Annotated in this window: 19 protein-coding genes and 1 other RNA gene; 12 read left to right on the forward strand and 8 right to left on the reverse strand. The window is 61.8% G+C overall.

What is annotated here, in order from left to right; translation table 11 throughout:
* Positions 1 to 365: 365 nt before the first annotated feature.
* Both IFO71_RS02510 and IFO71_RS02515 read right to left on the reverse strand, forming a co-directional pair.
* Positions 366 to 845: an anthrone oxygenase family protein gene (locus IFO71_RS02510; RefSeq protein ID WP_192027949.1), complete on the reverse strand. Its 480-nt coding sequence runs from the start codon at positions 843 to 845 to the stop codon at positions 366 to 368.
* Positions 842 to 1,714 (reverse strand): SDR family oxidoreductase, encoded by an 873-nt coding sequence (locus IFO71_RS02515; RefSeq protein ID WP_192027950.1) that lies wholly within the window; start codon positions 1,712 to 1,714, stop codon positions 842 to 844. Before IFO71_RS02515 ends, IFO71_RS02510 begins: the two co-directional genes overlap by 4 nt.
* A gap of 139 nt (positions 1,715 to 1,853) precedes the next feature.
* On the opposite strand from IFO71_RS02515, the gene IFO71_RS02520 reads away from it, so the two are divergent.
* The 3 genes from IFO71_RS02520 (at position 1,854) to IFO71_RS02530 (ending at position 3,704) form a co-directional block, all read left to right on the forward strand.
* On the forward strand, positions 1,854 to 2,813 hold the full coding sequence (locus IFO71_RS02520) for an AraC family transcriptional regulator (RefSeq protein ID WP_192027951.1): 960 nt from the start codon (positions 1,854 to 1,856) through the stop codon (positions 2,811 to 2,813).
* Positions 2,814 to 3,036: 223 nt separating this feature from the next.
* Positions 3,037 to 3,348, forward strand: coding sequence for a type II toxin-antitoxin system HigB family toxin (locus tag IFO71_RS02525; protein WP_225444312.1), 312 nt, complete (start codon positions 3,037 to 3,039; stop codon positions 3,346 to 3,348).
* Positions 3,345 to 3,704, forward strand: coding sequence for a helix-turn-helix domain-containing protein (locus IFO71_RS02530; RefSeq protein ID WP_192027952.1), 360 nt, complete (start codon positions 3,345 to 3,347; stop codon positions 3,702 to 3,704). The genes IFO71_RS02525 and IFO71_RS02530 overlap by 4 nt, the downstream gene beginning before the upstream one ends.
* A 281-nt stretch (positions 3,705 to 3,985) precedes the next feature.
* Here IFO71_RS02530 and IFO71_RS02535 read toward each other — a convergent pair whose 3' ends face one another.
* On the reverse strand, positions 3,986 to 5,116 hold the full coding sequence (locus IFO71_RS02535; protein ID WP_192027953.1) for a serine hydrolase domain-containing protein: 1,131 nt from the start codon (positions 5,114 to 5,116) through the stop codon (positions 3,986 to 3,988).
* Between the two features lie 451 nt (positions 5,117 to 5,567).
* Positions 5,568 to 5,920: a transfer-messenger RNA gene (ssrA, locus tag IFO71_RS02540) on the reverse strand.
* Between the two features lie 210 nt (positions 5,921 to 6,130).
* On the opposite strand from ssrA, the gene IFO71_RS02545 reads away from it, so the two are divergent.
* A complete protein-coding gene (locus tag IFO71_RS02545) occupies positions 6,131 to 9,973 on the forward strand; it encodes a two-component regulator propeller domain-containing protein (RefSeq protein WP_192027954.1) in 3,843 nt (1,280 codons plus the stop codon).
* Positions 9,974 to 10,148: 175 nt separating this feature from the next.
* Here the strand turns inward: IFO71_RS02545 and IFO71_RS02550 are convergent, their stop codons facing one another.
* The 3 genes from IFO71_RS02550 to IFO71_RS02560 form a co-directional block, all read right to left on the reverse strand.
* Entirely contained in the window at positions 10,149 to 11,696 is a 1,548-nt protein-coding gene (locus IFO71_RS02550; protein WP_192027955.1) for a DUF3369 domain-containing protein, read from the reverse strand.
* 149 nt (positions 11,697 to 11,845) lie between these two features.
* Positions 11,846 to 13,000, reverse strand: coding sequence for an isovaleryl-CoA dehydrogenase (locus tag IFO71_RS02555; protein WP_192027956.1), 1,155 nt, complete (start codon positions 12,998 to 13,000; stop codon positions 11,846 to 11,848).
* Between the two features lie 177 nt (positions 13,001 to 13,177).
* The gene (locus IFO71_RS02560; RefSeq protein WP_192027957.1) at positions 13,178 to 14,281 is read right to left on the reverse strand and encodes a Glu/Leu/Phe/Val dehydrogenase; all 1,104 of its coding nucleotides are present in this window, start codon (positions 14,279 to 14,281) and stop codon (positions 13,178 to 13,180) included.
* A 511-nt stretch (positions 14,282 to 14,792) separates the two neighbouring features.
* On the opposite strand from IFO71_RS02560, the gene IFO71_RS02565 reads away from it, so the two are divergent.
* From IFO71_RS02565 to IFO71_RS02585, 5 genes are all read left to right on the forward strand, one after another.
* Positions 14,793 to 15,380, forward strand: coding sequence for a hypothetical protein (locus tag IFO71_RS02565; protein WP_192027958.1), 588 nt, complete (start codon positions 14,793 to 14,795; stop codon positions 15,378 to 15,380).
* A gap of 29 nt (positions 15,381 to 15,409) precedes the next feature.
* A complete protein-coding gene (locus tag IFO71_RS02570; RefSeq protein ID WP_192027959.1) occupies positions 15,410 to 16,012 on the forward strand; it encodes a sigma-70 family RNA polymerase sigma factor in 603 nt (200 codons plus the stop codon).
* Between the two features lie 183 nt (positions 16,013 to 16,195).
* Complete coding sequence (locus IFO71_RS02575; protein WP_192027960.1) at positions 16,196 to 16,636, forward strand: cupin domain-containing protein; 441 nt, start codon at positions 16,196 to 16,198, stop codon at positions 16,634 to 16,636.
* A 321-nt stretch (positions 16,637 to 16,957) separates the two neighbouring features.
* Entirely contained in the window at positions 16,958 to 20,569 is a 3,612-nt protein-coding gene (locus IFO71_RS02580; RefSeq protein ID WP_192027961.1) for a methylmalonyl-CoA mutase family protein, read from the forward strand.
* Positions 20,570 to 21,268: 699 nt separating this feature from the next.
* On the forward strand, positions 21,269 to 21,928 hold the full coding sequence (locus tag IFO71_RS02585; RefSeq protein ID WP_192027962.1) for a hypothetical protein: 660 nt from the start codon (positions 21,269 to 21,271) through the stop codon (positions 21,926 to 21,928).
* A gap of 335 nt (positions 21,929 to 22,263) precedes the next feature.
* Here the strand turns inward: IFO71_RS02585 and IFO71_RS02590 are convergent, their stop codons facing one another.
* Positions 22,264 to 22,566, reverse strand: coding sequence for a hypothetical protein (locus IFO71_RS02590; RefSeq protein ID WP_192027963.1), 303 nt, complete (start codon positions 22,564 to 22,566; stop codon positions 22,264 to 22,266).
* Positions 22,567 to 22,585: 19 nt separating this feature from the next.
* On the opposite strand from IFO71_RS02590, the gene IFO71_RS02595 reads away from it, so the two are divergent.
* The 3 genes from IFO71_RS02595 to IFO71_RS02605 all read left to right on the forward strand — a co-directional run bounded on the left by IFO71_RS02595 (position 22,586) and on the right by IFO71_RS02605 (position 26,048).
* Positions 22,586 to 24,145 carry an amidase gene (locus tag IFO71_RS02595; RefSeq protein ID WP_192027964.1) on the forward strand — a complete coding sequence of 520 codons (1,560 nt, stop codon included), beginning with the start codon at positions 22,586 to 22,588 and terminating at the stop codon, positions 24,143 to 24,145.
* A 394-nt stretch (positions 24,146 to 24,539) separates the two neighbouring features.
* Positions 24,540 to 25,253: a CPBP family intramembrane glutamic endopeptidase gene (locus IFO71_RS02600; RefSeq protein WP_192027965.1), complete on the forward strand. Its 714-nt coding sequence runs from the start codon at positions 24,540 to 24,542 to the stop codon at positions 25,251 to 25,253.
* Positions 25,254 to 25,511: 258 nt separating this feature from the next.
* Complete coding sequence (locus tag IFO71_RS02605) at positions 25,512 to 26,048, forward strand: DUF2058 domain-containing protein (protein WP_192027966.1); 537 nt, start codon at positions 25,512 to 25,514, stop codon at positions 26,046 to 26,048.
* Positions 26,049 to 26,235 lie beyond the last annotated feature (187 nt).

Genomic DNA, 26,235 nt, shown 5'->3' on the forward strand with positions numbered 1-26,235 from the left:
TCTCATCCGGTCAGCAGATCGACATGGGCATGGTAGCTGCTGCTGTCGGCTTTGAGCGGGAGGAGGATCATTGATTCGGCAGCGTGCAGTTTGAACATCCTGTTCAAACTGCAAGTCCCTCGTGTCCGGTACCGTTCCACACGCACACGACGAGCCTGCCCGCACGTGAGGGCGCTTCACAGCGACTGCGTCGCTGCGCGCGTGCCGCCCATCCATGCTTTCTTGCCCACTTCACAATCGCCGTGCATTGCGTTTGTCGAGCCGGCTGGCTGGCAGACGCGGTTCGTTCCGCGCTGGTGCTGGTGATGTACGTTGTCGTCGTGTCTGTGGCGATAGAGGTCACCAGTGACGCGGCGCACTGAAAGTCACGGCCAAATGGCCATGTGCAGCAGAAAGGCAGCGAGGATCGACGCGCCGGTTCGCTGGGAGTTCAAGCGCGTCCAGCCTTCGACGTAGTCGTTCCAGATCTGCTCCGAGTCCGGCCCCTCGGGCGCCTGCCGCGCCAACTGATCATTGAGCGGCACGTTGCCGCGCACCGTCACCCCCCAGGTGCCGCCGAGATAGGCCACGGCAGCGCCAAGCAGGTAAGGACTTTGAGCCGCGCTCCAGTCGAGCAAGGCGACAGAAGCCAGCACCACGAAGATCAGGGCCGTGCCCATGAACAGCCCGAGAAACCCGGGGTTGAGCACCTTGATATTGATCGACTGCATGGCCTGCAAGCCGGCAGGTGACGGCACTGACGCCAGCGCCCGCATGATGAAGTTCGAAAAAGCGAAGAAGATGCCGCCGACCAGCGCCGCGCCCAGGAGCGCGGCAATGGTCAAGATGGAGACGAACACGCTCATGCGGCAACTCCCGCATCGTTTCTAGCCCAGGTCCCTCGCTGAAGCTGGCGTTCCACGAAGTCGCTGAAATCGGCCGGCTCACGGCCGAGGGCACGCTGCACGCCATCGCAGAGATGGGCATTGCGGCCGTCCAATACGGTGGAGAAGAGGTAATTCAGGAGCCAGCGGATGTCCTCGGGCAATCCGGAGTCCAGCAGGGCGGCGTCGAAGTCGGCCTGCGGAATGGCCTGGAAACGAACCGAGTGCCCGGTCTGTCGAGACAACTCCTCAGCCAACTCCTCAAGAGTCAGCAAACGCGGCCCGGTCACCTCGTAGATCTCGTGCGCGTGACCGGGCTCAGTCAGCGCCGCGACAGCCACATCTGCAATGTCGTTGACGTCAATGAACGGCTCGGGGATGTCGGCCGCCGGCAAGGTCAACATTCCTTCGTGCACCATGCCGGCAAACTCGCCTTCCGAGAAGTTTTGCATGAACCAACTGGCGCGAACGACCGTCCACTCCAGATCCTGGGCCTGAACGATCCGTTCGCAGGCCTGAGCCTCTTCCTCGCCCCGGCCGGAGAGCAGCACGAGGCGGTCTACGCCGGCCGCTGCGGCCGTATCGACAAACGCCTGAATGCGGTCCGTGGCACCGGGAACGGCCAGATCGGGAGCGAAGGTGATGTACACCGCCGAGATGCCGTCCAGTGCGGCGCCCCAGGTCCCCTCGTCGTGCCAGTCGAAAGCAGGGCTTGTTGATCGAGAGACGACGCGAGTTTCCACACCGCGGTTTATCAAGCGCTCGGCCACGCGTCGGCCGGTCTTGCCTGTGCCGCCGATCACCAGCACCTTCATACCTGTGTTCGATTCATTTCCAGTGTGCAGTTGCATGTTCCCATCTCCTGAATTTGGGTGGCGGATTAGCAGGCAGGAGCCGCTTGAATCCCGTGCCATCGACTTTAGAAAGCCGACTAGATTCGAGCCATGCGCCGGTGAATCGAATTCATACGCATTCGTCTACAATCGAGTGATGGACACGCTGGCAGGCCTGCTTGATGCCCCCCGAGCGCGCGGTGCCTTCGCCTTGCGCACGGTGATGTCCCCACCCTGGTCGCTGCGCATACAGGCCGAATCGCCGGTGACCCTGATCGCCGCGATCAAAGGGGAGTTCTGGATTCTTCCGGACCAGGGCGAGCCCATCCGCATGGCCCCAGGCGATGTGGCCCTGACTCGGGCACCCGATCACTACAACGTCGCCGACTCGTGCTCGACCCAACCACAGGTCGTCATTCATCCCGGCCAGGAATGTCGCGACCTCAACGGCCAATCGATGCTTGAGGAGATGACTCATGGTGTGCGCACCTGGGGCAATGACCCCAACGGCCGAATCGTGTTCATCGTGGGCGCCTATGAGCACCTGAGCGATATCAGCGACCGCCTGCTGCGCGCCCTGCCGCCGGCGCTGTCGATTGCCGGCGAGAGCTGGGACACGCCGTTGATTCCGCTGTTGAGCGAGGAAGTGACCAAGGACGAAAACGGCCAGGCCGCGGTTCTTGATCGCCTGCTTGATCTGTTGGTCACAGCCGTGCTCAAGACCTGGTTTGCACGCCAGGATGCGACTCGGCCGGATTGGTGGCGACATCAGGGTGATCGGGTCGTGGACCGGGCGTTGAAACTGATGCACGAACGGCCGGCGGAGCATTGGACGGTCGACCTTCTGGCGCAAGCTTCTGGTGCCTCGCGCGCCGCCTTCGCCAAGCGTTTTCAAGAACTGGTTGGCGAAGCGCCGATGACCTTTCTGAAGCATTGGCGCATGGCGCTGGCGGCCGACCTCCTCAACCAACCCGACCAGACTGTCACGACCGTCGCCGAACATGTCGGCTACGCCACCCCCTACGCCTTCAGCGCCGCGTTCAAGCGCGTCCGCGGCATCAGCCCGCAGGCCCACCGCGATGCCAGCAGGCAATCGGCGTCGGTGGGCGTCGGCTAGATGGCGTCGACGGCCGGCCTCGGTAGTCTGCGACGTCCCCTCGGTATTGAGTAGCACGTTGATGTGGAGTCCAAGCCCTCCTCAGGGGCAGAAGACACACGTACTCGGCGAATGTCCGTAATCGTGATGCGAAGGATTGTCGCGACCGTCCGCTTCGGGTCGATCTCGACCAATTTCTTTGCCGGGAGCCCTGCTCTTGCCGTAGTCCCAAAATGGGACTATCATGCATTCAATGAAGGTCGTCGCCGTCAGCACCTTGAGGAGTTTTTGGGAGTCCCATCCCGACTCCGAACAGCCCCTCAAGGCTTGGTACGACGAAGCCAAGCATGCTGAGTGGGCCACGCCCCAGGACATTCGTGATCGCTACGCCAGCGCCAGCTTTGTCGGGCGCAACCGTGTGGTGTTCAACATCAAGGGCAATGATTACCGGCTCATCGTTGCGGTGGCTTACCGCTTCCAGGCCGTCTACATCAAATTCATCGGCACGCATGCCGAGTACGACCGTATCGACGCAGCCACTGTGGAGGAGCAATGAACATCCATCCCATCCGCACCGAAAGCGACTACAAGAAGGCACTGCGCGAGTTGTCCGCGTATTTCGACGATGAGCCGGACCCGGGCACGATTGAAGGTGACCGCTTCGAAATTCTCGCCACACTGGTCGAGGCGTACGAAGCCAAGCACTTTCCCGTCGAAGCCCCCGATCCCATCGAGGCGATCCGCTTCCGGATGGAACAGGCGGGCCTGACGGTCAAAGACTTGGTTCCATCGATCGGACAACCCAACCGCGTCTATGAGGTCCTCAACCGCAAACGCGCCCTCACAGTCCAAATGATTCGCAACCTGCACCGGAATCTGGGCATTCCAGCAGAGAGCCTGATCGGGGTGTAAGCGCACGCTGATCGGATCATGAGAATCCGTCGCAGGTCCGTTGCGGTGAACGGAGCAAGGTCCGCAACGGGTCGACTCCGCCCATTGGCGCGAACGAGTGGCTCGATTGGCTTGCGCAGACTGGCATCGGCCAGAAGCCGCCGGTCGACGCGGTTGGGGCGAGCTAGAAGATCGAGCCGGCTCTAACTGCGGAGCGATTCGGCAGCGAGCACGGCGCCAATCACTGCTCAGTCCACGAAGCGGCCAGCCGCAAGTGGTCGAACCCGTGTGCGGGCGGTGGATCACTTGGTGTCGACCGCGCGAGCTTTCGGGTGACATTCACGCTCAGCCGCCGGCACGCTTATGAAGAGTTCCCTGAGCTGCGGAAGAAGCGTGCCGTAGTCGAGCTCGGTCAGATTTGCGGCGGAAGCAATGACGAGTTGGTCGCCGGGAAACAGCCAGAACTGGCTTGTACCACCGATGGAACCGCCGCCGTGCCCGATCCAGCGGTTTTCGTCGGCGTCCGAGACTATTCGCCAACCCAGGCCGTAGCCGCTCCCCGCCCCGTCGGCGGTCCGCTGCTCGGTCCAGAGTAGGTTTCGCATGTATGCCGACACATGTCGATCATCGAAGTGAGCGAGGCCGAATCGAGCGAGATCGTCTGTCGTCGAAAGGAAGCCGCCGCTCGCCCACTTGTTGCTGTTGTCGACCTCGGGCTCGTTGTGCACGACGCCGCCCCGACGAACGTAGTATCTGCCACGCCCGGGAATGATCCTGTCGATATGATCAGGCACGGTGTCACGCATGCCAATCGGCGCGAGGATGGCTTCTTCCATGTATGTCAGGAACGGCTTTCCCGAAGCGGACTCGATAACTGCGCTTAAGAGGTTGTAGCCGTACGATGAGTAATTCCATTGCTCGCCTGGGACGGCAACGAGAGGGTCGTCCTTGAAGATGGCCAGCGCTTCATCCACGCTGGAATAGCGATTGCGGCTGTAGGCTTCATCCCCACGGTAATGGCGTATGCCGGCCAGATGCGCGGCAAGTTGGCGCACGGTGAACGCGTGCGCCTTGTGCGGGAAATGCGGCACAAGGCTATGGACGGCGGCATCCAGATCCAGGCGGCCTTGGGTGGCCAGCTTTGCCAGTGCCAGCGCTGTCATCGGCTTGGCGACGCTTCCTGTCCTGAACTTGGTTGCGGCTGGATCGACGGGCACCTGCTGCTCGATGTCAGCGAAGCCGAAACCGTCGGACCAGACTATCCGGTCACAACGTCCCACCGAGATCGAAATGCCGGGTGCGCCACTCTGCCCGGCAAACTCTCGGAAGATCCGTTCCGCCTCGACGACAGGCTCGGCGGCGGAACCGTTGAGGCTCAGAAGCGCCATCAGCGTCGTCGCGGTGATCCTCAGGGGTGAAAGCGCGCAGTGCATGCAACCTCCTTTTGCGAAAGGAACTACGGTATGCCGGCATGAGAGCTCGTGCTAGCCCGGCGCCCCCCGAAGCAATTGATCAAAGCGTCGAAGATGTTGGTCGGGATCGGAGTGCCTTCCGAATGACCGCTTTGGTCGATTCGAGCCGTTCAGCGCAGAGTGCAGGGTGGTGCGAATCCGACTTGGTTGCTGGTTGGGACGGTTTGCCGAACACCCGTGTGCCCCGCACGATTGACGGCAAACCCTCTGCTGCAAATGGTTGACTTGTAGAGCGGCGGCCTTTCGGACGTCCGAAAGGCAAACAGAGAACAGAGACTGGGTGCGCGCCAGATTTGGGCGATTTCGCCGGTTTGGGCCGCTGGCTACCCGAAAGCCGAGTGCCGAGAGGTCCGCGTGGTGCGGGGCCCGGAGCCAAGAAAAAAGGCCCGGAGAAATTCCGGGCCTCTTGGGATGGTGGAGGTGGGGGGAGTTGAACCCCCGTCCGAAGGCACGCCATCTCCGGCACTACATGCTTAGCTCGTTGTTTGGTCTCGGCTGACGGCAACACAACGTGCGAAGCACACCGTCAGACATACCCGCTTTGATTCGCTACCGGTTGGCGGGTCGCCGCCGGCTACTATCCCGTGATAATGACCCTACATCCACGAGCACAGGCACAAGTGGGTTCGGGGCTAGGCCTTAAGCGGCCAGAGCGTAGACGTCGTCGTTGGCGTCTGATTGTTTGCAGCTGGATTTACGAGGAAAGCTACCCCCTCGGCATGCGCCAGTCGACTTTGCAACCCCCGTCGAAGCCAGGACACCCCCGGAAACTCGCAGGTCGTAAAACCACTGTCGGTGCTAAGTATGGGGACGCGGTGGTCGGCTATCAAGCCTGGCGTCATGGCGGCGTTCAGCTGCCCCCGCGGGCGGGCGCCTTGTTGCAGCATCTTGGCGCAATTGCTTGAGCGGGGCCGGGCGGGGCGCTAGCCTCTGAGCATGAGGCCACGATCGTCAGGAGGCTTGCTTGCGCCACGGATGGGTGGACGGGCGGCTTTCGGCCTTCGGCGCAGCGCTTTCTTCTGGGGTCTGAAAGGGCTGTGTCTGGTCTGCCTGCTGGCTGTGGCATCGCCCCTCTGGGCCTTGAATCATGCCGGTTTCGAGTCGGTCAGGTTTCGTCATATTGGCGTCGACCAGGGCTTGCCGCAGTCGACCGTACGATCGCTGAGTCAGGATAGCCTCGGTTTCGTCTGGTTGGCCACGCAGGATGGGCTGGCGCGCTACGACGGCTACGAAATCCGCATCTTTCGTTTTGACAGCCGCGATCCGCTGTCCTTGCCGGACAACCATATTCTGGCGGTGGAGAGTTCGGGGGATGGCGGGCTCTGGGTGGGCGGGCAGAACGGTGGCCTCAGCCTGTGGGATCCGGTCAGCGAGCGCTTCACCAGCTGGCATCGTGGCGACGGGTTGGGCGATGGTCTGGCCTCGGAATCTGTCAGTGCTCTGCTGGCCGACAGTCACGGAGGCCTATGGATCGGATTCTTCGGCGGTCAGCTGCAGCGCCGCGCCGCAGACGGCGTGATCACCGATGTGCATCGCGATGCCTGGTCGGCAATGGGCAGTATTCGTGCGATTCGCTCCGAGGCGCAACGTGGTGTTCTGGTGGCGGGCTCCGGTGGCGTGTGGTGGATGGATGCCGACAGCGGTGAGATCCGACGTGTGTTCAGCCGCTGGAACAATCAGCCGGTCGACGCTCACGATGCACGGTTTGGGCCGGACGGTCGGATCTGGGTGGCTACCGAGCAATCGGGTGTGCTGGTGGTGAATCCCGATACTGGTCATGTTGATCAGCGACTCGGAGTAGCTCAGGGGCTCAGCCATGATGGTGCGCGTGCCCTGCTGTTTGATCGGCGCGGTCGCGTCTGGATCGGCACCTTTGCCGGTTTGAATCGACTCGATCTGCGAACCGGTGAGCTGCATCGCTGGCTAGGTGACAGCAGTGCCGTTGATGGCCTGTCGGCTGCTCGCGTGCAGGCCTTGATGGAAGATCGCGAGGGTCTGATCTGGGTAGGGACCTGGGTCAATGGCATCAGCTTGCACGATCCACGATCAGAAGCCTTTGTGGTCGCGCGCCCATCGCCACACAGCGCGACGGCATTACCCGGAACGGTGATAGTCGACGTCAACCCGGCCGAGAACGGACAACTGTGGGTCACCATGCACGATCGGCCCGAGCTCGCCTTGCTCGACCCGCAGAAAGGCGTGGTCAGACGCATTCCAGTCAGTATTCCTGGCACCGAGGGCCGGCTGCAGATCCGCTCAACCGTGCAGCGCGCCAACGGCGAGTTGTGGTTGGCGATGGGCGCGCTGGGAATTGCCCGGATCGATCCGCACGACGGAACAACCCAGTGGTTCTTCGAGGGCGACGACAGTGGCTGGAACGCACCGGGCGGTGAGCTGTATGACCTCATCGTCGACTCAGAACAGACCCTCTGGGTGGCCTCGATCGGCGGCGGCCTGGCGCGGCTATGCGCCAGCTGCACGCGCTTCGAGCGGTTTCGTCATGATCCGGAGAACCCCCGCAGTCTGCCGGGTGACGAAGTGCAATCACTGAGCGAGAGCCAGCGCGGTGGTATCTGGGTAGGCACTCGGTTCAGCGGCATGGCTTTGTTTGACCCACTTAACAGTACGTTTACACGATACTCCGCCGAGCCGACGAATCCCCACGGGTTGGGCCACCCAGCGGTGACCTGTTTTCTCGAAGATAGCCAGGATCAGCTGTGGTTGGGTACGCAGGGCGGCGGCTTTTATCGTGCCGAGCGTAATGCCGAAAACCAGATCCTGCAGTTTCATCGTGTGGATCGCGCCGACGGGCTTTCGGCTGATGCGATCGGGCGAATCATCGAAGATGCGCAGGGCACCCTGTGGATTTCCTCCACGGCCGGCATCAGCAGCTATCAGCCCAGCACAGGCCGCATCCGCAATTTTGGCGCGCGTGAAGGAGCCCAGGCTTCGGGCTACTTCATAGGCTCTGGCGTGAAGCTTGATGACGGCACGATTGGTTTCGGCGGGCTGCGCGGCCTGACCTTGTTTGATCCTGCCGCGGTCGAACCGGCGCCAGCGCCGGCGCGCGTGCAGATCAGCGATATTCGGCTCGCCGGTGGCGAGCGGGCGCAGATGCGTGAATCGCCGCTGCAACGCGATGCCGAGGGCGGGCTGCAATTGGTGCTCGACACTCAGGCCAACGATGTGTTCATCGACCTCACAGCGCTGACCTTCGCCTCGCCCGATACGCTGCGCTACGAGTACATGCTGGAGGGCCTGGATGGCGAATGGCGTGTCACCGAGGCGCGTCGACGCTTTGCCGCCTATACCAATCTGCCCGCCGGTGACTATCTGTTCCTTGCCCGAGTCTCGCGTCACGGTGAGCCCGTCGGCGAAGAGCTGCGGCTGCCGGTACGGGTGATGCAGATTCGCACGACCATGGACTGGTTGGCCCTGATAGCGGTGCCATTGGCGGCGCTTGCCATGGCGGGGATGCTGGCGGTCGGCCTGTTGCGTCATCGCGATCGTCTGCGGGCGCAGCGGAGCGAGCGTGCGAGCCAGGAGCGATTGAAGCTGGCGTTGTGGGGCACCGGGGATGAACTATGGCGCTATGAACTGGGCAGCGGGCTGATGTACCGCGAGAACCCGATTCACAACGTGCACGAAATGCAGGGTAAACCGGCAGTGCCGGTATCCCGCCTGATGCCCTTGGTGCATCCCCAGGATCGAGATGAAACCAACCGCGCGTTGAGAGCTTTGATCGCTGGCGAAGTCGAGACCATGGATGTGACCTATCGGGTCAGACATGAGGACGGCCATTGGCTGTGGCTGCGCTCACGCGGACGGGTGCTGGAACGTGATGATAAGGGTCGTGCCAGCGTGCTGGTCGGTACCAGCAGTGATGTCACCGAGCTCAAGACCAGTCAGGAGTCCCTGCGCGAGGTGAACCGCGAGCTGGAAGACCGCGTTGCCGAGCGCACCTCAGAATTGATGCGCTCCAATCTGGAGCTGTCGTCGGCGTTGGGCGACCTGCGCATGGCCCAGGATCAGCTGGTGGAACAGGAAAAGATGGCAGCACTCGGTGGCCTGGTGGCGGGCATCGCGCATGAGATCAATACGCCGATCGGCATCGGCGTGACGGCGGCCTCCCACCTACAGGAGGCAACCATTCAGTTCGAGACGGCTTTGGCCAGCAATTCCATCACTCGAAGTGCCTTGCAGCGCTTCATGGAGGCGGCGCGGGAGAGTGCTGATCTGGTCATGCGCAATCTGCTACGGGCCGACAAGCTGGTGAAGAGTTTCAAACGGGTGGCGGTTGACCAGTCCAGCGAGGCGCGACGGACCATTGACCTGGCGGAATACCTCGACGAAGTCGTCACCTCGCTGTCGCCGAGTCTGCGCCGCGCCAATCATCAGGTCGTGCTGGATGTTCCAACAGGTATACAAATGGAGAGCTATCCAGGCGCGATCTATCAGATTCTCTCCAATCTGGTGCAGAACTCACTTAACCATGGGTTTGCGGGATGGCAGTCAGGCGGTAAAATTCGCGTCAGCGCGGAACAACAGGGCGCCAAGGTCAAGCTGAGTTACATCGATAACGGCCAAGGCATGTCGGAGGAAGTGCGCAAGCATGTGTTCGATCCATTCTTCACCACGCGTCGCGGTGAGGGCGGCAGCGGACTTGGCATGCACATTGTCTACAATCTGGTGACTCGGGCTATCGGTGGAACGATCAGTTGCACTTCCTCACCCGGACAGGGCGTTGAGATTCAGATTCTGATGCCAGTCATCGCGCCGATGCCCGAGGAAGAGCCCGAGCCGCAGACGACGCCATAGTGGCCATCAGACCGTGACGGTACGCTACCCTTGGTTGATGGGCAGAATCAGTGGTTCGTATGTCCACGCTTTTCGCGGGAATGAAGGTTCTACTGCAGGGCTTCGTCAGCCATGGACCAGGGCGAGGGTTCGCGGGAACTGAAATCTGCTGAGTAAGTCTGACGGTTGCCAACCCTCAGTCGGGAAACTGCAGGCGCACCTCGGTCAAGCGTTCCCAGTTCGCCAGCGCCAACCCAACCAGGCCCGGATCAAACTTCAGCCCGCTTTGCTCCTGGATGTGAGCTCGAATCTGTTCGTCCGACCAGGGCTCCTTGTAGCAGCGCTTGCTGCCGAGGGCGTCGAAGACGTCGGCCAGTGCGACGATGCGGGCACTCAACGGAATCTGCTCACCGTGGAGTCCTTTCGGATAGCCACTACCGTCCCAGTTCTCGTGGTGGCTCGCGGCGATGTCGGCAGCCATTCGAATCAGTGGCCGACGCGACTCGGCCAGCATGCGCGCGCCCATCACGGAGTGCTCGCGCATCGCGGCCATTTCAGCCTCATCGTGCTTTCCGGGCTTGTTGAGCACCGAGTCGGCAACGCCAATCTTGCCTATGTCGTGTAGCGGCGCGGCAAAACGCAGCGCCTCGCAGGTGTGCGGATCAAGGCCGCGCAATTCACCGAGAACCTGCGCCAACATACCGACACGCTTGACATGGTTGGCTGTCTCCTTTGAGCGTGTCTCCGCGGCGCCAGCGAGCAGGCAGATCATTTCAAGCTGCGACTCGAACAGTTCCTGGTTCAGATGCAGGTTTTCGTAGGCGATGGTGACATTGGTGCAGAACAGTTCGACCAGACGCATGTCCATCTGAGTCATGTTCCAGGCGTCGCCCACATAAAGCAGGCTTTCGCCGTGCTGTGAGTCGGAGAAATGCAGAACATAGTGATCGCGCTTGAACACATGGGTTCGCGCATCGAAAGCATCATGCAAGGTATGCAGCAGTTCGCCGGGCAGGGCTTGATGCTGGGTCTCATTGGGCAGATAGCGCTCGAATTCGCCAGTCGCGGCAGACACCCGAACGGTGTCAGGGAAGTGCCGCAGTTCGGGCCGCTCCGGTGGCGGTACCCGCACGTAAAAGGCGCCTCGTTCGAGGCCGACCAGGCTGCCCAGTTGCAGCAGCACGGCGGAAGCAAATTCGGCGGACTGCTGGCGTGAAAAGATGCAGGCCGAGGCCTGAATCACTCGCTCCAGCCCATCGCGCGCGCGCTCGATCACCATGATGTCGCGATAGCCTCGCAAGGCCACGCGCACGGTGGCGGTGAGCTTCTGGGTGGTGAGGTCGGTCTTTTCCTTGTAGTCGTTGATGTCGTATTCCGTGGTCACACGCTGCTCCGGCGCGTGGCCGGGCTGGCCGGTGCGCAGCACGATGCGAATGAAGTGATTCTTCAATTCGTCGCGGGTCCAGCGCGCAAGATCCAGCCCGGCGTGATCGGTTTCCATCACCACGTCTAGCAGCATCAGGGCGATGTCAGGGTGGTCTTGCAGAGCCTGCTGGCCCTGTTCGCCGGAATAAGCTGAGAGAAACAACAGCGGCCGGTTCTCGAAGGCAAAGCCGCCAAGCACCAGCTTGGTGACCGAATGTACCTCGGGTTCGTCGTCGACGATCAGGACCTTCCACGGGGCCAGCGGCTCGCTGGCAATGTTTTCCTCAGGATCGTCGCCGAGTGCAAGCAGATCGTCCACAGTCCGTCCCCATTGACCCCAGGAGGAAAGCTGCGCCTATCGCCTCACGCGGTCAACGCTGAAAACCGAGCTCGATCCGTTTTTTCTTGACGACCGATCGAAAGCGTGAAATTGCTCACACTTTGACACTGAGTGTCTTCAACTGCTCTTCACTTGCCCAGCATCAACTCACGGCCAATCAGCATGCGCCGGATCTCGTTGGTGCCCGCGCCGATGGCGTACAGCTTGGCATCGCGAAGCAGACGTCCCGTTGGGTACTCGTTGATATAGCCATTGCCGCCCAGGGTCTGGATGGCTTCCAAGGTTACCTGCACAGCAGACTCCGAGGCCTGCAGCAGGCAACTGGCAGGATCAATGCGCGAACGTCCGCCGCGATCGTAGTCCATCGCCACCATGTAGGCGTAAGCACGGGCCGACTGCAGCGCAGTGTACATATCGGCCAGCTTGCCCTGCATCAGCTCGAAGTGGCCAATCGCCTGACCGAACTGCTTGCGCTCGCGGGCGTAGGGCAGGGAGATGTCCAATGCAGCCTGCATCAGCCCCAAGGGACCACCGGTCAACACCAAGCGCTCGGTGTTAAGGCCACTCATCAGCACCTTAACGCCCTGGTTCACTTCTCCGAGCACGTTTTCATTGGGGATCTCGCAGTTCTCGAACACCAGCTCGCAGGTGTTGGAGCCGCGCATGCCGAGCTTGTCGAGCTTCTGCGCGGTGCTGAAGCCCTTCATGCCACGTTCGATGATGAAGGCAGTCATTGCCCGACTGCCTTGCTCCTTTGGCGCGGTGCGCATGTACACCACCAACACATCGGCCTCGGGCCCGTTGGTGATCCACATCTTGTTGCCATTGGCAATCCACACGCCGTCCTTCAGCTCGGCGCGGCAGCTCATCGAGCCCACCACATCCGAGCCGGCGCCCGGCTCGCTCATTGCCAGCGCGCCCTTCCACTCGCCGCTGCACAGCTTGGGCAGATACTTTTTCCGCTGGGCATCGTTGGCGTTGTAGTACAGGTTCTGAACACAGAGATTGCTGTGCGCGCCGTAACTCAGGCCAACCGAACCCGAAGCGCGGGAGATTTCCTCCATCGCCACCAGATGCGCCAGATAACCCATCTCCGAACCGCCGTACTCCCCCGGCAAGGTGATGCCGAGCAAGCCCATCTCCCCCAGCTTGGGCCAAAGATCCTGCGGAAACTCATTCGCCTCATCGATCGCCCCCGCACGCGGAGCAATTTCAGTGTCTGCAAACCGCCGCACTGCATCGCGCAATGCATCGATATCGTCGCCTAGAGGGAATGGGGTCATTGGGGAGAGCCGTGATTGGTGATGGGTGATTTGTGATTGGTCGCCTCAGGCAAGGTTAGCGCGTTCGGCGCAAACCAGCCTGATCGACCCTTCGAAATCCGGGAGATTGAGATGCCGAGGCGATTCGGGACGCGCGCCTCTAACGAATCACGAATCCCGAATCACGAATCACGGCTGTTAGGCGCCTCGCATGCGCCCCAGGAAGCGCGGTGCCGAGTTGCCCATGTGCGGCAGCTTGATCTTGCCGATCGAGGCGATGCGCTCTTCGGCCATGCGGTCGGCGGCCTTGAAGGTGGGGATGCCGTCGCGCTTGGAGATCTGGAAGATCTTGCCGAGGTTGTAATAGATGGTGCGCATCATGCGCATGGCGCGTTCGCGGTTGTAGCCGTCAAACTCGATCGAGACGTTCATCAGGCCGCCGGCGTTCACCGCGTAGTCCGGCGCGTACAGCATGCCGCGACGCTCGACTTCTTCGCCGATTTCGTCGGTGGCCAGCTGATTGTTGGCAGCACCGCAAATGATCTTGGCTTTCAGACGCGGCAGGGTCTTTTCATTCACCGTGCCGCCGAGGGCGCAGGGGCTGTAGACGTCGACGTCGCAATCGTAGATTTCATCCAGGCCAACCGCTTCGCAGCCGAGTTCATCGACGCAGCGCTGCACCGCTTCCTGGTTGATGTCGGTGACAAACACCTTGGCGCCGTGCTCGCGCAGCAGCTTGACGTACTCCATGCCGACGTGGCCGACGCCCTGCACGGCGTAGCTGTACTTGCCCACGTCTTCGTTGCCAAAGCGCACGTTAAGGGCCGCCAGCAGGCCCTGCATGGTGCCGTAGGCAGTGAACGGCGAGGGGTCGCCCGAGCCGCCATGGACCTGATGCACACCGGTGACGTATTCGGTTTCCTTCAGCACCCACTCCATGTCGTTGACGTCGATGCCGACGTCTTCGGCGGTGATGTAACGGCCGTTCAACGAATTCACAAAGCGGCCAAAGGCGCGGAACAGAGCCTCGCTCTTGTCCTTGTTCGGATCACCAATGATCACCGCCTTGCCGCCGCCCAGATTCAGGCCGGCCACGGCGGCCTTGAAGGTCATGCCACGCGACAGGCGAAGCACGTCGTTCAGCGCGTCCTGCTCGGTGGCGTACGACCACATGCGCAGACCGCCCAGGGCAGGGCCCAACACCGAGTTATGGATGGCGATGATGGCCTTCAGCCCGGCGTCGCGGTTGTGGCAGAAAACGACTTGCTCGTGGCCAGTGTGACCGATGGTTTCGAAGATCATGAACGGCTCCAGGGAAAGGTTAGGTCGAGCATTCGCGATGCAGATGCGCGGCCTGTGCTCCCAAGCGATAGAGTTTGAGGGTGAATTCGCGGGGTTCGCCGTGCGGCGTATCGGTCAAGCCGGGCTGATGGGCCGACGAACCTTCGCCAGACGCCAATTCGCCCCCCGCACCGAGCCTCAACCGAGATTCGGCGGCGCGCATTTTAAAGCATTAGCTCTAGCGAATCCTCCTTTTGGGGCAGATCGGTTGGGTTTTGTGCAGAAAAGGGCGGACAAGGGGGCAGTGCGGGGACCGCCAATGGTGATTGGCAAGCCGGCGAGCTGAGCTGGCGCTTGTCTCGGTCGGCAATTAGGATGTGGGCGGATCGAACCGGTTCGACCTCGAAGATTTTCGCGGGTTGGATTTATTAAGTGTTTGATTTGTCGAGCAGGATGCGCGGCGTCGCCGCCGTCCTGTGGGCCTGAATGCCGCATCGTCGGGGCATTTTGATCATCAGCTGGGGACGTTTGAATGGGTACCTTGAATGCGTGTGCAGGCTTGTTTGGTCTCGCTGCCCTGCTGGGCGCGTCGACTGCGCTGGCCGGGCCGAAGGAAGACGTGGTGGCGGCCTACACCAAGGCGTTCGAGCGTGGCGCCTATCGCGCCGAGATCACCACCGAAGTGCGTGGAAAACCCTATGTCATGCAGATTGATGTGAAATGGCCCGACCATTTCCATATGAAGAACCCAGACACCGAAATGATCATCCTGCCCGGTGCCACCTGGATGAATGCCGGCGGCCAATGGATGAACATGCCGATGGACATGAGCAAGATGATCCAGGCCTACAGCAAGCCGGCGATGGAGGAAGGTGTTCGTGGCATGGGCGAGGTGACTGAGCTCGGCCTGGAAGAGATCAATGGCTGCAGCAGCCAGCTCTATAGCTATTCCACTAGCGGCAAGTTCATGGGCATTGATGGCGCCAGCCAGGCCGAGTTGGCCATTTGCAAGGACAATGGCCTGCCGGTGCGTTTGGTGAGCCGCGACAAAAAGGGCCAGCCCCAGGCCACCATCCACTACGATTTCGAAGCCGACATCAACATCGTTCCGCCGCGTTGACGCATGTTGTCCAGTAGTACAGCCACTGTATGACGCTCGACGCGAGTGATCTCGAGGCTGAGCAGCCGCAGCTCTGGCTGAGTCAGGTGCTGCGCGGCGAGCAGGTCGGACTGTCCTGCCTGTTCGATCACTTCTCCTCGCGGGTGTATGCCATCGCCTTGCGCATCCTGCGCAATGAACAGGATGCCGAAGAGGCAGTGGCCGATGTGTTTGCCCAGGTCTGGCGGCGCGCGGCGGATTTTGATCGCGCCCGCGGCAGCGTTGCTGCCTGGGTGCTGCGCCTGGCCCATAGCCGGGCCATTGATCGTCTGCGCCGACGTCGCGCCCGTCCAGATCTTGACACCACGCTGCATCCTGACGATCCCGATGCGCCGTATGAGGTAGCAAGGGATCCCGCACAGGAGTTGCTCACCGGACTCGAAACGCAATCGCTGGTGCGCCACGCGTTTGCGATCTTGAAGCCCGAACAACAGCGCTGCGTCGCGTTGGCCTTTCTTGAAGGCTTGAGCCATCAGGAAGTCGCCGAACGCACCGGGATGCCCTTGGGCACCGTCAAGTCGCATGTTCGTCGCGGCCTGATGGCGATGAGGTCGTTTCTGCAGGAGCGGGGGCATGACCGCGCTGATGAGTAACCCAGCCCGCCGGATGGAGCACGTCGTGCAGAGCCGCATCGTGGTTGCAGCGGCAAATTGCGCACTGCCACAACGTCGCCCGCGCCCGCGGTGTGCAAAATGGTGAGGATGACTCCCCCCAAGGCGAAACGCCGGCCCACCCAGGGCCCAGGACCGGCTGCGCCCGTGTTGCCCGAAGATCTGGTGGCCCAGCTGCTGGCTGCCCAGACCGCAGTCGAACTGCCCGCCGCGCGGGCGGCTCGCCTGCGTGCCCGCGTGATGGCGCACTGCGACGACTCGCCTTATGCCATCGTGCCCCATCGCGCCGAAGACTTCCGCCCCTTTATCCCCGGGGTGAAGATCCGCCCGCTGCGTGTTGATTGGGAGGGCAAAACCCAAACCAGCCTGTGGCGCCTCGAACCCGGTGCATCCATCCCGCCGCACCGCCACACCGCCGAAGAAGAATGCCTGATCATGGAAGGCTCGCTGATCTGGGGCGGCAAGGAATACGGCCCCGGCGACTTCCTGCTCGCCCGCCCCGGCGCCCACCACGAAGAGTTTCGCTCGCCGAAAGGCGCACTGCTGATGATTCGCAGCGAACTGAGCCAGCCCTTGGCCGCGCTGTTTGCTGCGGCTGCGCGGTAGCGGTTCTGGCTCCGGCCGCGTTGGCCGGGGACATGGCCGGTGGGCGGCACGCCCACCCTACGAGAGCCCACGCGCCGCTCTCATCAGACAGGTGTCGCCGGTAGGGTGGGCCTGTGGCCCACCATCGCCCCCTACGTCGCAACGCAAAGCCTTGTCAGGCCGTGCGGGGAAGGTGTCTCGTGGCGAAATGACCAGCTAAGTGCTGTGGGCCTCCCTTCTGCCTGTACGCTGGCGTACGGGAGCGTGTTCACGCCCGCCCGCTATAATGGCCTGCTGCCTCGCCATTCTGGCGAAGCCCCGTTCACTCGCCTGGAGCCACGCATGAGCACGACCGCCGCCACCGTTCTGCCGGAGAACACCGCCGACACCACGCCGCTGCGCTTCGTCACGGCCGCCAGCCTGTTCGATGGCCACGACGCAGCAATCAATATCATGCGTCGGCTGATTCAGGGCCAAGGCGCCGAAGTGATCCACCTCGGTCACAACCGTTCGGTGGAAGATGTGGTTCGCGCTGCCCTGCAGGAAGACGCCGACGCGATTGCCCTTTCCAGCTACCAGGGCGGTCATGTTGAGTACTTCAAGTACATGGTCGACATGCTGAAGGAACGCGGCGCCAGCCATATCCGCGTGTTCGGCGGCGGTGGCGGCACCATCACCCCGGAAGAAATCCGCGAACTGCAAGACTACGGCGTCGAACGCATCTACCACCCCAATGACGGCATGCATATGGGGCTGGTGGCGATGATTGAGGATGTGGTGCGCCGCGCAAGCGCGGCGCGTGATTCGTCATTCGTGATTCGTGATTCGTCAAAAGCCAGCGTGCCCGGTATCGAGGACGAAATCGGCATCGGTCGAGTCTTGAGCGCCATTGAAGACGGCGCATTCAGCGAGTCTGAGCTAGCCCTGCTCCGCAAGGGCTGGGAAAGCCAAAGCTCTCACCAATCACCAATCACCAATCACCAATCACGAATTCCCACCACCCCAGTGGTGGGAATTACCGGCACCGGCGGCGCGGGAAAATCCAGTGTCACCGACGAGTTGATCAACCGCTTCCTGCAGCACTTCCCGGAGATGCGTATTGGGGTGGTTGCGGTTGATCCGACTCGGCGCCGCACCGGTGGGGCCTTGCTTGGCGATCGCATCCGGATGAACTCGCTGCGCTCCAAGCGGGTATTCATGCGTTCGATGGCGACTCGGCGTCAGCATGTCGCCACCAATGTGGTGCTGAAGGACTGTATCGCCTTTATGAAGGCGGTCGGTTATGACCTGATCATTGTCGAAACGGCCGGTATAGGTCAGAGCGATTCGGAAATCGTCGACCTGGTGGATTTTCCGACCTATGTCATGACCAGTGATTACGGCGCCGCCAGCCAGCTGGAGAAGATCGACATGCTCGATTTTGCCGAACTGGTGGTGTTGAACAAGTTCGACAAGCGCGGTGCAGAAGATGCGCTGCGCGACGTGCGCAAGCAATGGAAGCGCAACCGCACCGCCTTCAGCATGAAGGACGAAGACGTGCCGGTGTACCCCACCATTGCCAGTCAGTTCAATGACCCCGGCGTAAGCTGGATGTTCAGTAACTTCTGTCGCCTGCTGCGCGAGAAACACCAAGCCAAGGCCGCCCACTGTGACTTCAACCCCGACATCGACACCTCACTAAGAGAACCGCGCGCCACCGTGCTGATCCCCGGCGCCCGAGTGCGCTACCTGGCCGAGATTGCCGAGCAGGGCAGGGCGATCAACAAGGCGATCGAAACCCAGGCCGAGGTGGCTGATCGAGCGCAAAGCTATTGGCAGAGCCTGAAGGATCTGGGTGACCAGGCATTGCCGAAAGCCTTGGATTTGTACAACGACGACCAACTCGTAGCCCGCCATTCGGATGTCGACGACACCAAGAACGGCGGGCCAGGGCCCGCCCTGCGACACGGCGTCGACCGCACCCTGCTCACCCTGCGCCAACGCTACAACGACGCCGTCCAGTCCTTAACCAGCGAAAACCTCAAGGCGCTGCGCGAATGGCCGGCGCGACTGAAGTCGATTACCGAGGAGGTGAACGAGTACAAGGTGCGGGATAAGACGATCCGGGTCGAAAACTACCGCGAGTCGCTGTCGCATCAACACGTACCCAAGATTGCCGCACCCACTTACAAGAGCTGGGGCGAACTGCTGGTATTCCTCGGCAAGGAAAACCTGCCCGGCTACTACCCGTATACCGGCGGCGTGTATCCGTATCGCCGCAGTGGCGAAGACCCGATCCGCATGTTTGCCGGAGAAGGGCACCCCGAGCGCACCAACCGTCGCTTCCACTATCTGAGCCAGGGTCTGCCAGCCGCGCGACTGTCGACCGCCTTCGACAGCGTCACCCTGTACGGTGAAGACCCGGCCGAGCGGCCGGATATCTACGGCAAGATCGGCAACTCCGGTGTCTCGATCGCCACCCTGGATGATATGAAGAAGCTGTATTCCGGCTTCGATCTCTGCGCGCCGACCACGTCGGTATCGATGACCATCAATGGTCCAGCGCCGATCATCCTCGCCATGTTCATGAACACCGCGATTGATCAGCAGGTGGAGAAATACCTGCGCGCCGATCAGGCGCGCTGGGACAAGGCGCACGACGACATGGAGGCCTTCTTCAAGGACAAGAAGCGTCCCGAATACAGCGGCCCGCTGCCCACCGGCAATGAAGGGCTGGGCCTGGGCTTGCTCGGCGTCACCGGTGATCAGCTGCTGGAGCCCGAGGTGTACGCCAAGATCAAGGAAGAAACCCTGCGCACGGTGCGTGGCACCGTGCAGGCCGACATCCTGAAAGAGGATCAGGCGCAAAACACCTGCATCTTCAGCACCGAGTTCGCCCTGCGCATGATGGGCGATATCCAGCAGTACTTCGTCGACAAGAAGGTGCGCAACTTCTACTCGGTGAGTATCTCCGGCTACCACATCGCCGAAGCCGGTGCCAACCCGATCAGCCAGCTCGCCTTCACCTTATCCAACGGTTTCACCATCGTTGAATACTATCTGGCGCGCGGGATGAATATCGATGATTTCGCGCCCAACCTCAGTTTCTTCTTCAGCAATGGCATGGACCCCGAATACACCGTGATCGGTCGGGTCGCCCGCCGCATCTGGGCGCGCGCCATGCGTGAGCGCTACGGCGCCAACGAGCGCAGCCAGATGATGAAGTACCACATCCAGACCTCCGGTCGCTCGCTGCATGCCCAGGAGATCCAGTTCAACGATATCCGCACCACCCTGCAGGCCCTGTACGCCCTGTTCGATAACTGCAACAGCCTGCATACCAATGCTTATGACGAAGCCATCACCACGCCCACCGAAGAATCGGTGCGTCGCGCAGTCGCCATCCAGATGATCATCAACAAGGAACTGGGCCTCAATTTCTGCGAGAACCCGTGGCAGGGCAGTTTCATCGTCGACAAGCTCACCGACATCGTCGAAGAAGCGGTGTACAAGGAATTCGAGGCGATCAGCGAACGCGGCGGCGTGCTCGGCGCGATGGACACCATGTACCAGCGCGGCAAGATCCAGGAAGAAAGCCTGTACTACGAGCACAAGAAGCACGACGGTTCACTGCCGCTGATCGGAGTCAACACCTTCCTGCCGAAAGAGCACGCTGGCGACATCGTTACCGAGATCGAATTGATCCGCTCGACGCCGGAAGAAAAGGGCGCACAGATCCACAACGTGCAGGCCTATCAGCAAAACCGCAACGCCGTAGCACTCCCCTCGCCCCTGGCGGGAGAGGGGCAGGGGGAGAGGGGGAAGAGCATGCCGGGACTTCACTTCCTGCAAAACACCGCCCGCCGCCGCGAAAACGTGTTCGCCGCCCTGATGGAAGCGGTGAAAACCCACAGCCTCGGCCAGATCAGTCACGCACTGTACGAGGTGGGCGGCGAGTACCGGCGGAATATGTAGTTTTGTCGCGGTTGGTTGATCAGGTTGGTGAAGATCAAAAGGACCAGCCCCTTTGCCCGCTGGCGGGCGAGGGCGGTGTTCAGTATCGAGCTTCGCTGTCCGATGACCCAATCCAAGATTGGATCGACCTGATGGAACTGGTCGAAACTCCTGGTTTCTGCATTCCGCGCAGATGTAGGGTGGGCCTGTGGCCCACCATTGGCTCCACGATGGTGGGCCACAGGCCCACCCTACAAGTCTGCGGGATCGGTCGCCAGAGCGCCGAACGTCGGTTGCCCGGAGTTTTGCTTCGCAATCCGCACGCGGTCCTTGATCTGAAGCGATTTAAAGCCCCTCTCCCCTGGCGGGAGAGGAGTTGGGGTGAGGGGGATCTTCACTTCGTCCCTTTTCCCCCTCTCTCCCGCGAGGGGAGAGATCGATGCGCACTGATTTTCGCGCGCCGGCTGGTGCCCCGGAACTCCCTCCCCGATGTTCGGGGAGGGCTGGGGTGGGGTTAGGGAGCCGATCTTTGCCTGCCCAGGGGCCTCGCGTAGCGAGGTTTCTGGGTAGGGGAGCAAGCGCGGCGCCGGCGAATCAACACGTTACCCCATCGGTTCATGGAGAGGGCCTGAGTGTCGAATGGCGTCTGATCGGTGCGTTCAGCCGCAGCACATCACAGCACTTGCCGCCACCTGCCAGGCAAAGGTAGTTTGCTACCCCATGAAAACCTCACTCTTGCCGGCGACCACACTCGCCACCGCCTTCCTGCTCGCCGCCTGCGGCCAATCCAACGCTCCGTCGCCCACCACGGCTGCCCCTGCTGTTGCCGAGCAGCCGACGGTGGAACCCACTGTTCAAGCGGTCGACACTTTCCTGGACGCCATCCGCCAGCACTGCGGCCGGGCCTATGTCGGCCGGATCATCGCCGACCAACCGCCGCCCAACGGCGATGATCCCTTCGTGGGCAAGTCGCTGATCATGCATGTGCGCAGCTGCGATGACGCTGAGCTGCGGATTCCCTTCCATGTCGGCGAAGATCGCTCGCGCACCTGGGTGCTTACCCGAACCCAGACCGGTTTGCGACTGAAGCACGATCACCGACATGAGGACGGTTCGCCCGATGCCACCACCCTGTACGGCGGCGACACCGCCAGCGCAGGCACCACGAGTCGGCAGGAATTCCCGGTCGATGCCGAGTCGATTGCGCTGTTCGAAGCCGAGGGCAGAAACGTCTCGACCACCAATACCTGGGCCATGGAGATAGAGCCCGGCAAGCGATTCCTGTACGAACTCTCGCGCCCCGGCGGTCGCCTGTTCCAGGTCGAGTTCGATCTCACCCAACCCATCGATCCACCGCCAGCGCCCTGGGGTGCCGAATAGCCCTGAGGTTCGGAGAGATACGATGCACGACAGGCCTGTGGCCTACCAGCTGTCACTCATCATTCATCGCCAGGCTTGAAGCCCACACCTGTTCGCTCTCAACCGCTGCTGTATATTCGCGAACCAACAAGCGCTGCCCGGTGTTGGGCGGGCGAGTGTCGTAGGGTGGGCCTGTGGCCCACCATTCACCACCCACACCCGTGACTCATCATTCATCGCCAGGCTTGAAGCCCACACCTGTTCGCTCTCAACCGCTGCTGTTCATTCGCGAACCAGCAAACGCGGCCCAGTGTCGTAGGGTGGGCCTGTGGCCCACCATCCACCACCCACACCCGTCACTCATCATTCATCGCCAGGCTTGAAGCCCACACCTGTTCGCTCTCAACCGCTGCTGTATATTCGCGAACCAACAAACGCTGCCCGGTATGGGGCGGGCGAGAGCAGGGCAGTAGTGCGTCCAAGGCGCACCCTGTAGTTAAGGGGGCGTCTTCATCCAGCCACCCTTTTTGATTTTCACCCACCACCTGGAGCAGTATCGAGGCTTTCAAGCAAGGCTCGAACATGAAACGCAGCGGCTTGCTGATCTGCTTCCTGCTCTGCGCCTGCGCTGCGCCGGAGCGACCAAACATAGAAGACATAGCCGCTGCGGAAGCCATCATGGGCGTGCCAATGAACTCGGCCGAGCGCGAGCTGATGCTGGATGCGGTGCGCGAGCAGCGCGCTGCTTTCGATGCCTTGCACGGCTTCGATCTGCCCAACGATCTGGCGCCGGCTCTTGTCTTCACACCGGGGTTCAGCCCGCCCGCCGTTTCGCTGACACCTGGCTGGTCTCAACCCGACGACATCCAACGGCCTGCCAACAACGATGAACTGCCCTTCTTGTCGGTGGCGGAACTCGGCGTACTGCTGCGCAGCGGTCAGCTCACCTCAGTCGAGCTGACCACGATCTGTCTCGATCGCATCCGTCGTTACGATGCCGAGCTGCATGCCCTCATCACGGTCACCGAGCCGCTGGCGCTGCAGCAAGCAAAGCAGGCCGATGCCGAGTTTGCCGCCGGCATCGATCGTGGCCCGCTGCAAGGCATTCCCTACGGCCTGAAGGATCTGTTCGCAGTCGAGGGCTATCCCACCACCTGGGGCGCAATGCCGTACAAGAATCAGCGGATCGAATCCAACGCCACCGTGGTGCAACGTCTGCAAGCCGCCGGAGCGGTACTGATAGCTAAGAGTAGCGTCGGCGCACTGGCCTGGGGCGACGTCTGGTACGGCGGCAAAACCCGCACGCCATGGAACCCAGAGCAAGGCACCAGTGGTTCCTCGGCTGGGTCGGCGGCGGGCGTGGCAGCAGGATTCTTCCCGTTCGCTATCGGCACCGAAACATGGGGTTCCATCGTCTCGCCATCCTTGAAGAGCGGCGTCACCGGGCTGCGTCCCACCTTTGGACGGGTCAGCCGCAGTGGCGCCATGGCTCTGGCCTGGTCAATGGATAAGGTCGGGCCCATCTGCCGCTACGCTGAAGACTGCGCCATGGTGCTGGATGCCATTCGTGGCCCCGATGGCAAAGATCTCAGCGTGCAGCCAGCCGGCTTTGCGTACGACCCACAACTCGCCATCGCCGATCTCAAGCTCGCGTACCTGAAGCAGGATTTCGAGTCGCCCTACGACAACGAAGATGAACAGGCCGGCCGCCTCGCCCAACAAAACGACCAGCGGCTGCTCGCCGCCCTGCAAGCCTCCGGAGTGAAACTGCAGGCGGTGTCGCTGCCCGAATTCCCGGCCGATGCGCTCGCCTTCATCCTCAGTGCCGAAGCCGCCGCCGCCTTCGATACGCTCACCCGCTCCGGCCAGGACGACACCATGGTGCGACAGATCAAGCATGCCTGGCCCAACGTATTCCGCGCCGCGCGCTTCATCCCCGCCGTCGAATACCTGCAAGCCAACCGCTTGCGTCTACGTCTCGTGCAGCAGATCAACCGAATGCTGGCCGACTTCGACGTGGTGTTCAGCCCGTGCTGGGCCAACGACCAATCCCTGATCACCAACCTCACCGGCCACCCCTCGATCTTCGTGCCCCACGGCATCGGCGCCAATAACCTGCCCACCGGCATCTGCCTCATCGCCAATGCTTTCGATGAAGGGAGGTTGATCACCGCCGCGCGTAGTCTGCAGCAACTCAACACGTTCCATCACCAGCGCCCGCCAGGGTTTGCCCCATAACGCCGGGTTTGATCATGCGCGGCGTCTCCTGAGTCTGAGTGCAGAGTGGTGGGCCACAGGCCCACCCTACGGAGGGGCGTTGTCGTGGGGAGTGGTGGGCCTGTGGCCCAAGCCCATCAACGCTTCCGTCACGCCGACAAAGCCCCTCTCCCCTCGCGGGAGAGGGGTTGGGGAGAGGGGGCTTCATCAGTGGCCGCCGTACTCTGAACCTGTCGATGAGTTACAACCGCAGCAACATCCGGTGAAATCATCTGTTCAGAAATCGGACCCAGCCAAGCACGCACTCATCCGCTAGCCAAAGTCGAGTCATCAATACGCACCACGACCATTGGCACAGGCCAGCAGCGGTGCATTGAATCACCATCGTCGCTCACCAAGACGGGTTGCTCCACCCATGGGTCTCAATGCTTTGCCACCCGCCACCCGAATGCGCTGCTTCATTGCATTCATCGTCGGCTGCGTGCTCTGGCTTGCTGCGACTGTCCTGTCGCACGTCGTGCCGACGGTCGCCCTGGGCTTGGAACTGGTCGGCCTCACCTTCGCCATCGTCGCCGCCATTCAACTCGTGCTCGGCCCACTGGCGGTATGGCTGGCGCTACGCATCCCCGGCTGGACGTTGGCCGACATCGGCCTCAGACGCGCGCATTGGCGCGCCGATGCAGCCATCGGTTTCGCCGTCGCCGCCGTGTTTGCGGTGTTGCAGTTCGGGCTCATCATCCCGGCCACCGGCGGCGCCGAGCGCAGCGATGTAGTGGCCAATGTGGCTCAGCTGGGTCACAGCGTGCCGGGGCTGCTCGCTTTCATTGCCTTGGCCTGGGCGGGCTCCCTCAGTGAGGAGCTGTTCTTTCGCGGCTTTCTGCTTAACGTCTTGCGCCGACTGTTCGGCTCCGGCCGCCTGGCCATCATCCTCGCCAGCGCCTTCGTCATCGTGTTTTTCGCCGCATTGCATGGTTATCAAGGCTGGGCCGGCATGATCGACACCAGCCTCTACGGCGGCCTCACCATGACCTTGCTGTACCTATGGCGCGGCGGTCGACTCACCGCCTGCATCGTGGCCCACGCCGGATGGAATACGATCGCCTGCATAGCGCTTTGGGGCTGGTTTTAGCCCGCGTTTCTCATACGCCTCACTGCGACCTCACTACCGATGGGTATGACACATGCGGGCTCGCCGTGGCCCGTAGGATGGGCCTGTGGCCCATCAAAGTCGTTCGCAAGGCTCGACTTGATTTGACCGACTCTTCGCTTAAACCGACATCGCCCAGGCCCGATTGTGCAAAATGTCACCCAGCTGATGAGCCGCGCGTGGCCCAAATGACCGCCCAAAGCGCTACGATCCGGAAATCACTCGCAACACTGATTCCCTATGCGCAACGCCCTACAAGAACAACTCCTCAAGGCCGGCCTGGCCAAGAAATCCAAGATCGACGCCGTCGCCCGCGAGCAAGCCAAGCAGCGCAGCGCCAACGCCGCCGCTCCCAGTGCCGAGCAAGCCGAAGCCGAACGCCAACGGCGTGAGAAAGCGGAACGCGATCGCCAACTCCAGGCCGAACGCAACGCCCAGGCCCGCATCCAGGAACAACGCGCCCAGGCCCGGCAAATCATCGAACAGAACAAACTCAAGCTGGAAGGCGACAGCGACTACCGCTTCACCGACGGCAACGCCATCCGCAGCATCCTCGTCACCGATTCGTTGCGCAAACAGCTGGCTAAGGGCTCGGTGGTGATTGTGCGGTTCGATGATAGCTACGCGGTGGTGCCGCGGGCTGTGGTGGAGAAGATTGAGTCGCGGGATGCGGGGATGATTGTCGTCGATCACGGCCGTGGGGGAACGGCGGGTGGTGGCGAAGCTGAGGATGAGTATTACAAGCGGTTTGTGGTGCCGGATGATTTGGTTTGGTAGGGGGCGCCACAACCTCCATCGCTGGAAATCCGGTGCACGTCTGACTGCCAACAACCAATCTCGACGGGTTGAAACCAATCTGCTGACGCTGAACTTCTCGGCCTATGTGCCTGTTTCTCGATGGGAGAATTTGGCGAAGCGATTGGTGACTCGGCGGACTCGTTTGCTGAGGGGGCCTTCGATCTGA

Origin of the sequence: Pseudomarimonas arenosa (genome assembly GCF_014841215.1) — a bacterium.
Taxonomy (GTDB): domain Bacteria; phylum Pseudomonadota; class Gammaproteobacteria; order Xanthomonadales; family Xanthomonadaceae; genus Pseudomarimonas; species Pseudomarimonas arenosa.

Excerpts from the sequence above, each read along its gene's own strand:
- IFO71_RS02510 (WP_192027949.1), bottom strand. The coding sequence starts at position 845 with ATGAGCGTGTTCGTCTCCATCTTGACCATTGCCGCGCTCCTGGGCGCG.
- IFO71_RS02515 (WP_192027950.1), bottom strand. The coding sequence starts at position 1,714 with ATGCAACTGCACACTGGAAATGAATCGAACACAGGTATGAAGGTGCTG.
- IFO71_RS02520 (WP_192027951.1), top strand. The coding sequence starts at position 1,854 with ATGGACACGCTGGCAGGCCTGCTTGATGCCCCCCGAGCGCGCGGTGCC.
- IFO71_RS02525 (WP_225444312.1), top strand. The coding sequence starts at position 3,037 with ATGCATTCAATGAAGGTCGTCGCCGTCAGCACCTTGAGGAGTTTTTGG.
- IFO71_RS02530 (WP_192027952.1), top strand. The coding sequence starts at position 3,345 with ATGAACATCCATCCCATCCGCACCGAAAGCGACTACAAGAAGGCACTG.
- IFO71_RS02535 (WP_192027953.1), bottom strand. The coding sequence starts at position 5,116 with ATGCACTGCGCGCTTTCACCCCTGAGGATCACCGCGACGACGCTGATG.
- IFO71_RS02545 (WP_192027954.1), top strand. The coding sequence starts at position 6,131 with ATGGGTGGACGGGCGGCTTTCGGCCTTCGGCGCAGCGCTTTCTTCTGG.
- IFO71_RS02555 (WP_192027956.1), bottom strand. The coding sequence starts at position 13,000 with ATGACCCCATTCCCTCTAGGCGACGATATCGATGCATTGCGCGATGCA.
- IFO71_RS02560 (WP_192027957.1), bottom strand. The coding sequence starts at position 14,281 with ATGATCTTCGAAACCATCGGTCACACTGGCCACGAGCAAGTCGTTTTC.
- IFO71_RS02565 (WP_192027958.1), top strand. The coding sequence starts at position 14,793 with ATGGGTACCTTGAATGCGTGTGCAGGCTTGTTTGGTCTCGCTGCCCTG.
- IFO71_RS02570 (WP_192027959.1), top strand. The coding sequence starts at position 15,410 with ATGACGCTCGACGCGAGTGATCTCGAGGCTGAGCAGCCGCAGCTCTGG.
- IFO71_RS02580 (WP_192027961.1), top strand. The coding sequence starts at position 16,958 with ATGAGCACGACCGCCGCCACCGTTCTGCCGGAGAACACCGCCGACACC.
- IFO71_RS02585 (WP_192027962.1), top strand. The coding sequence starts at position 21,269 with ATGAAAACCTCACTCTTGCCGGCGACCACACTCGCCACCGCCTTCCTG.
- IFO71_RS02590 (WP_192027963.1), bottom strand. The coding sequence starts at position 22,566 with ATGTCTTCTATGTTTGGTCGCTCCGGCGCAGCGCAGGCGCAGAGCAGG.
- IFO71_RS02595 (WP_192027964.1), top strand. The coding sequence starts at position 22,586 with ATGGGCGTGCCAATGAACTCGGCCGAGCGCGAGCTGATGCTGGATGCG.
- IFO71_RS02600 (WP_192027965.1), top strand. The coding sequence starts at position 24,540 with ATGGGTCTCAATGCTTTGCCACCCGCCACCCGAATGCGCTGCTTCATT.
- IFO71_RS02605 (WP_192027966.1), top strand. The coding sequence starts at position 25,512 with ATGCGCAACGCCCTACAAGAACAACTCCTCAAGGCCGGCCTGGCCAAG.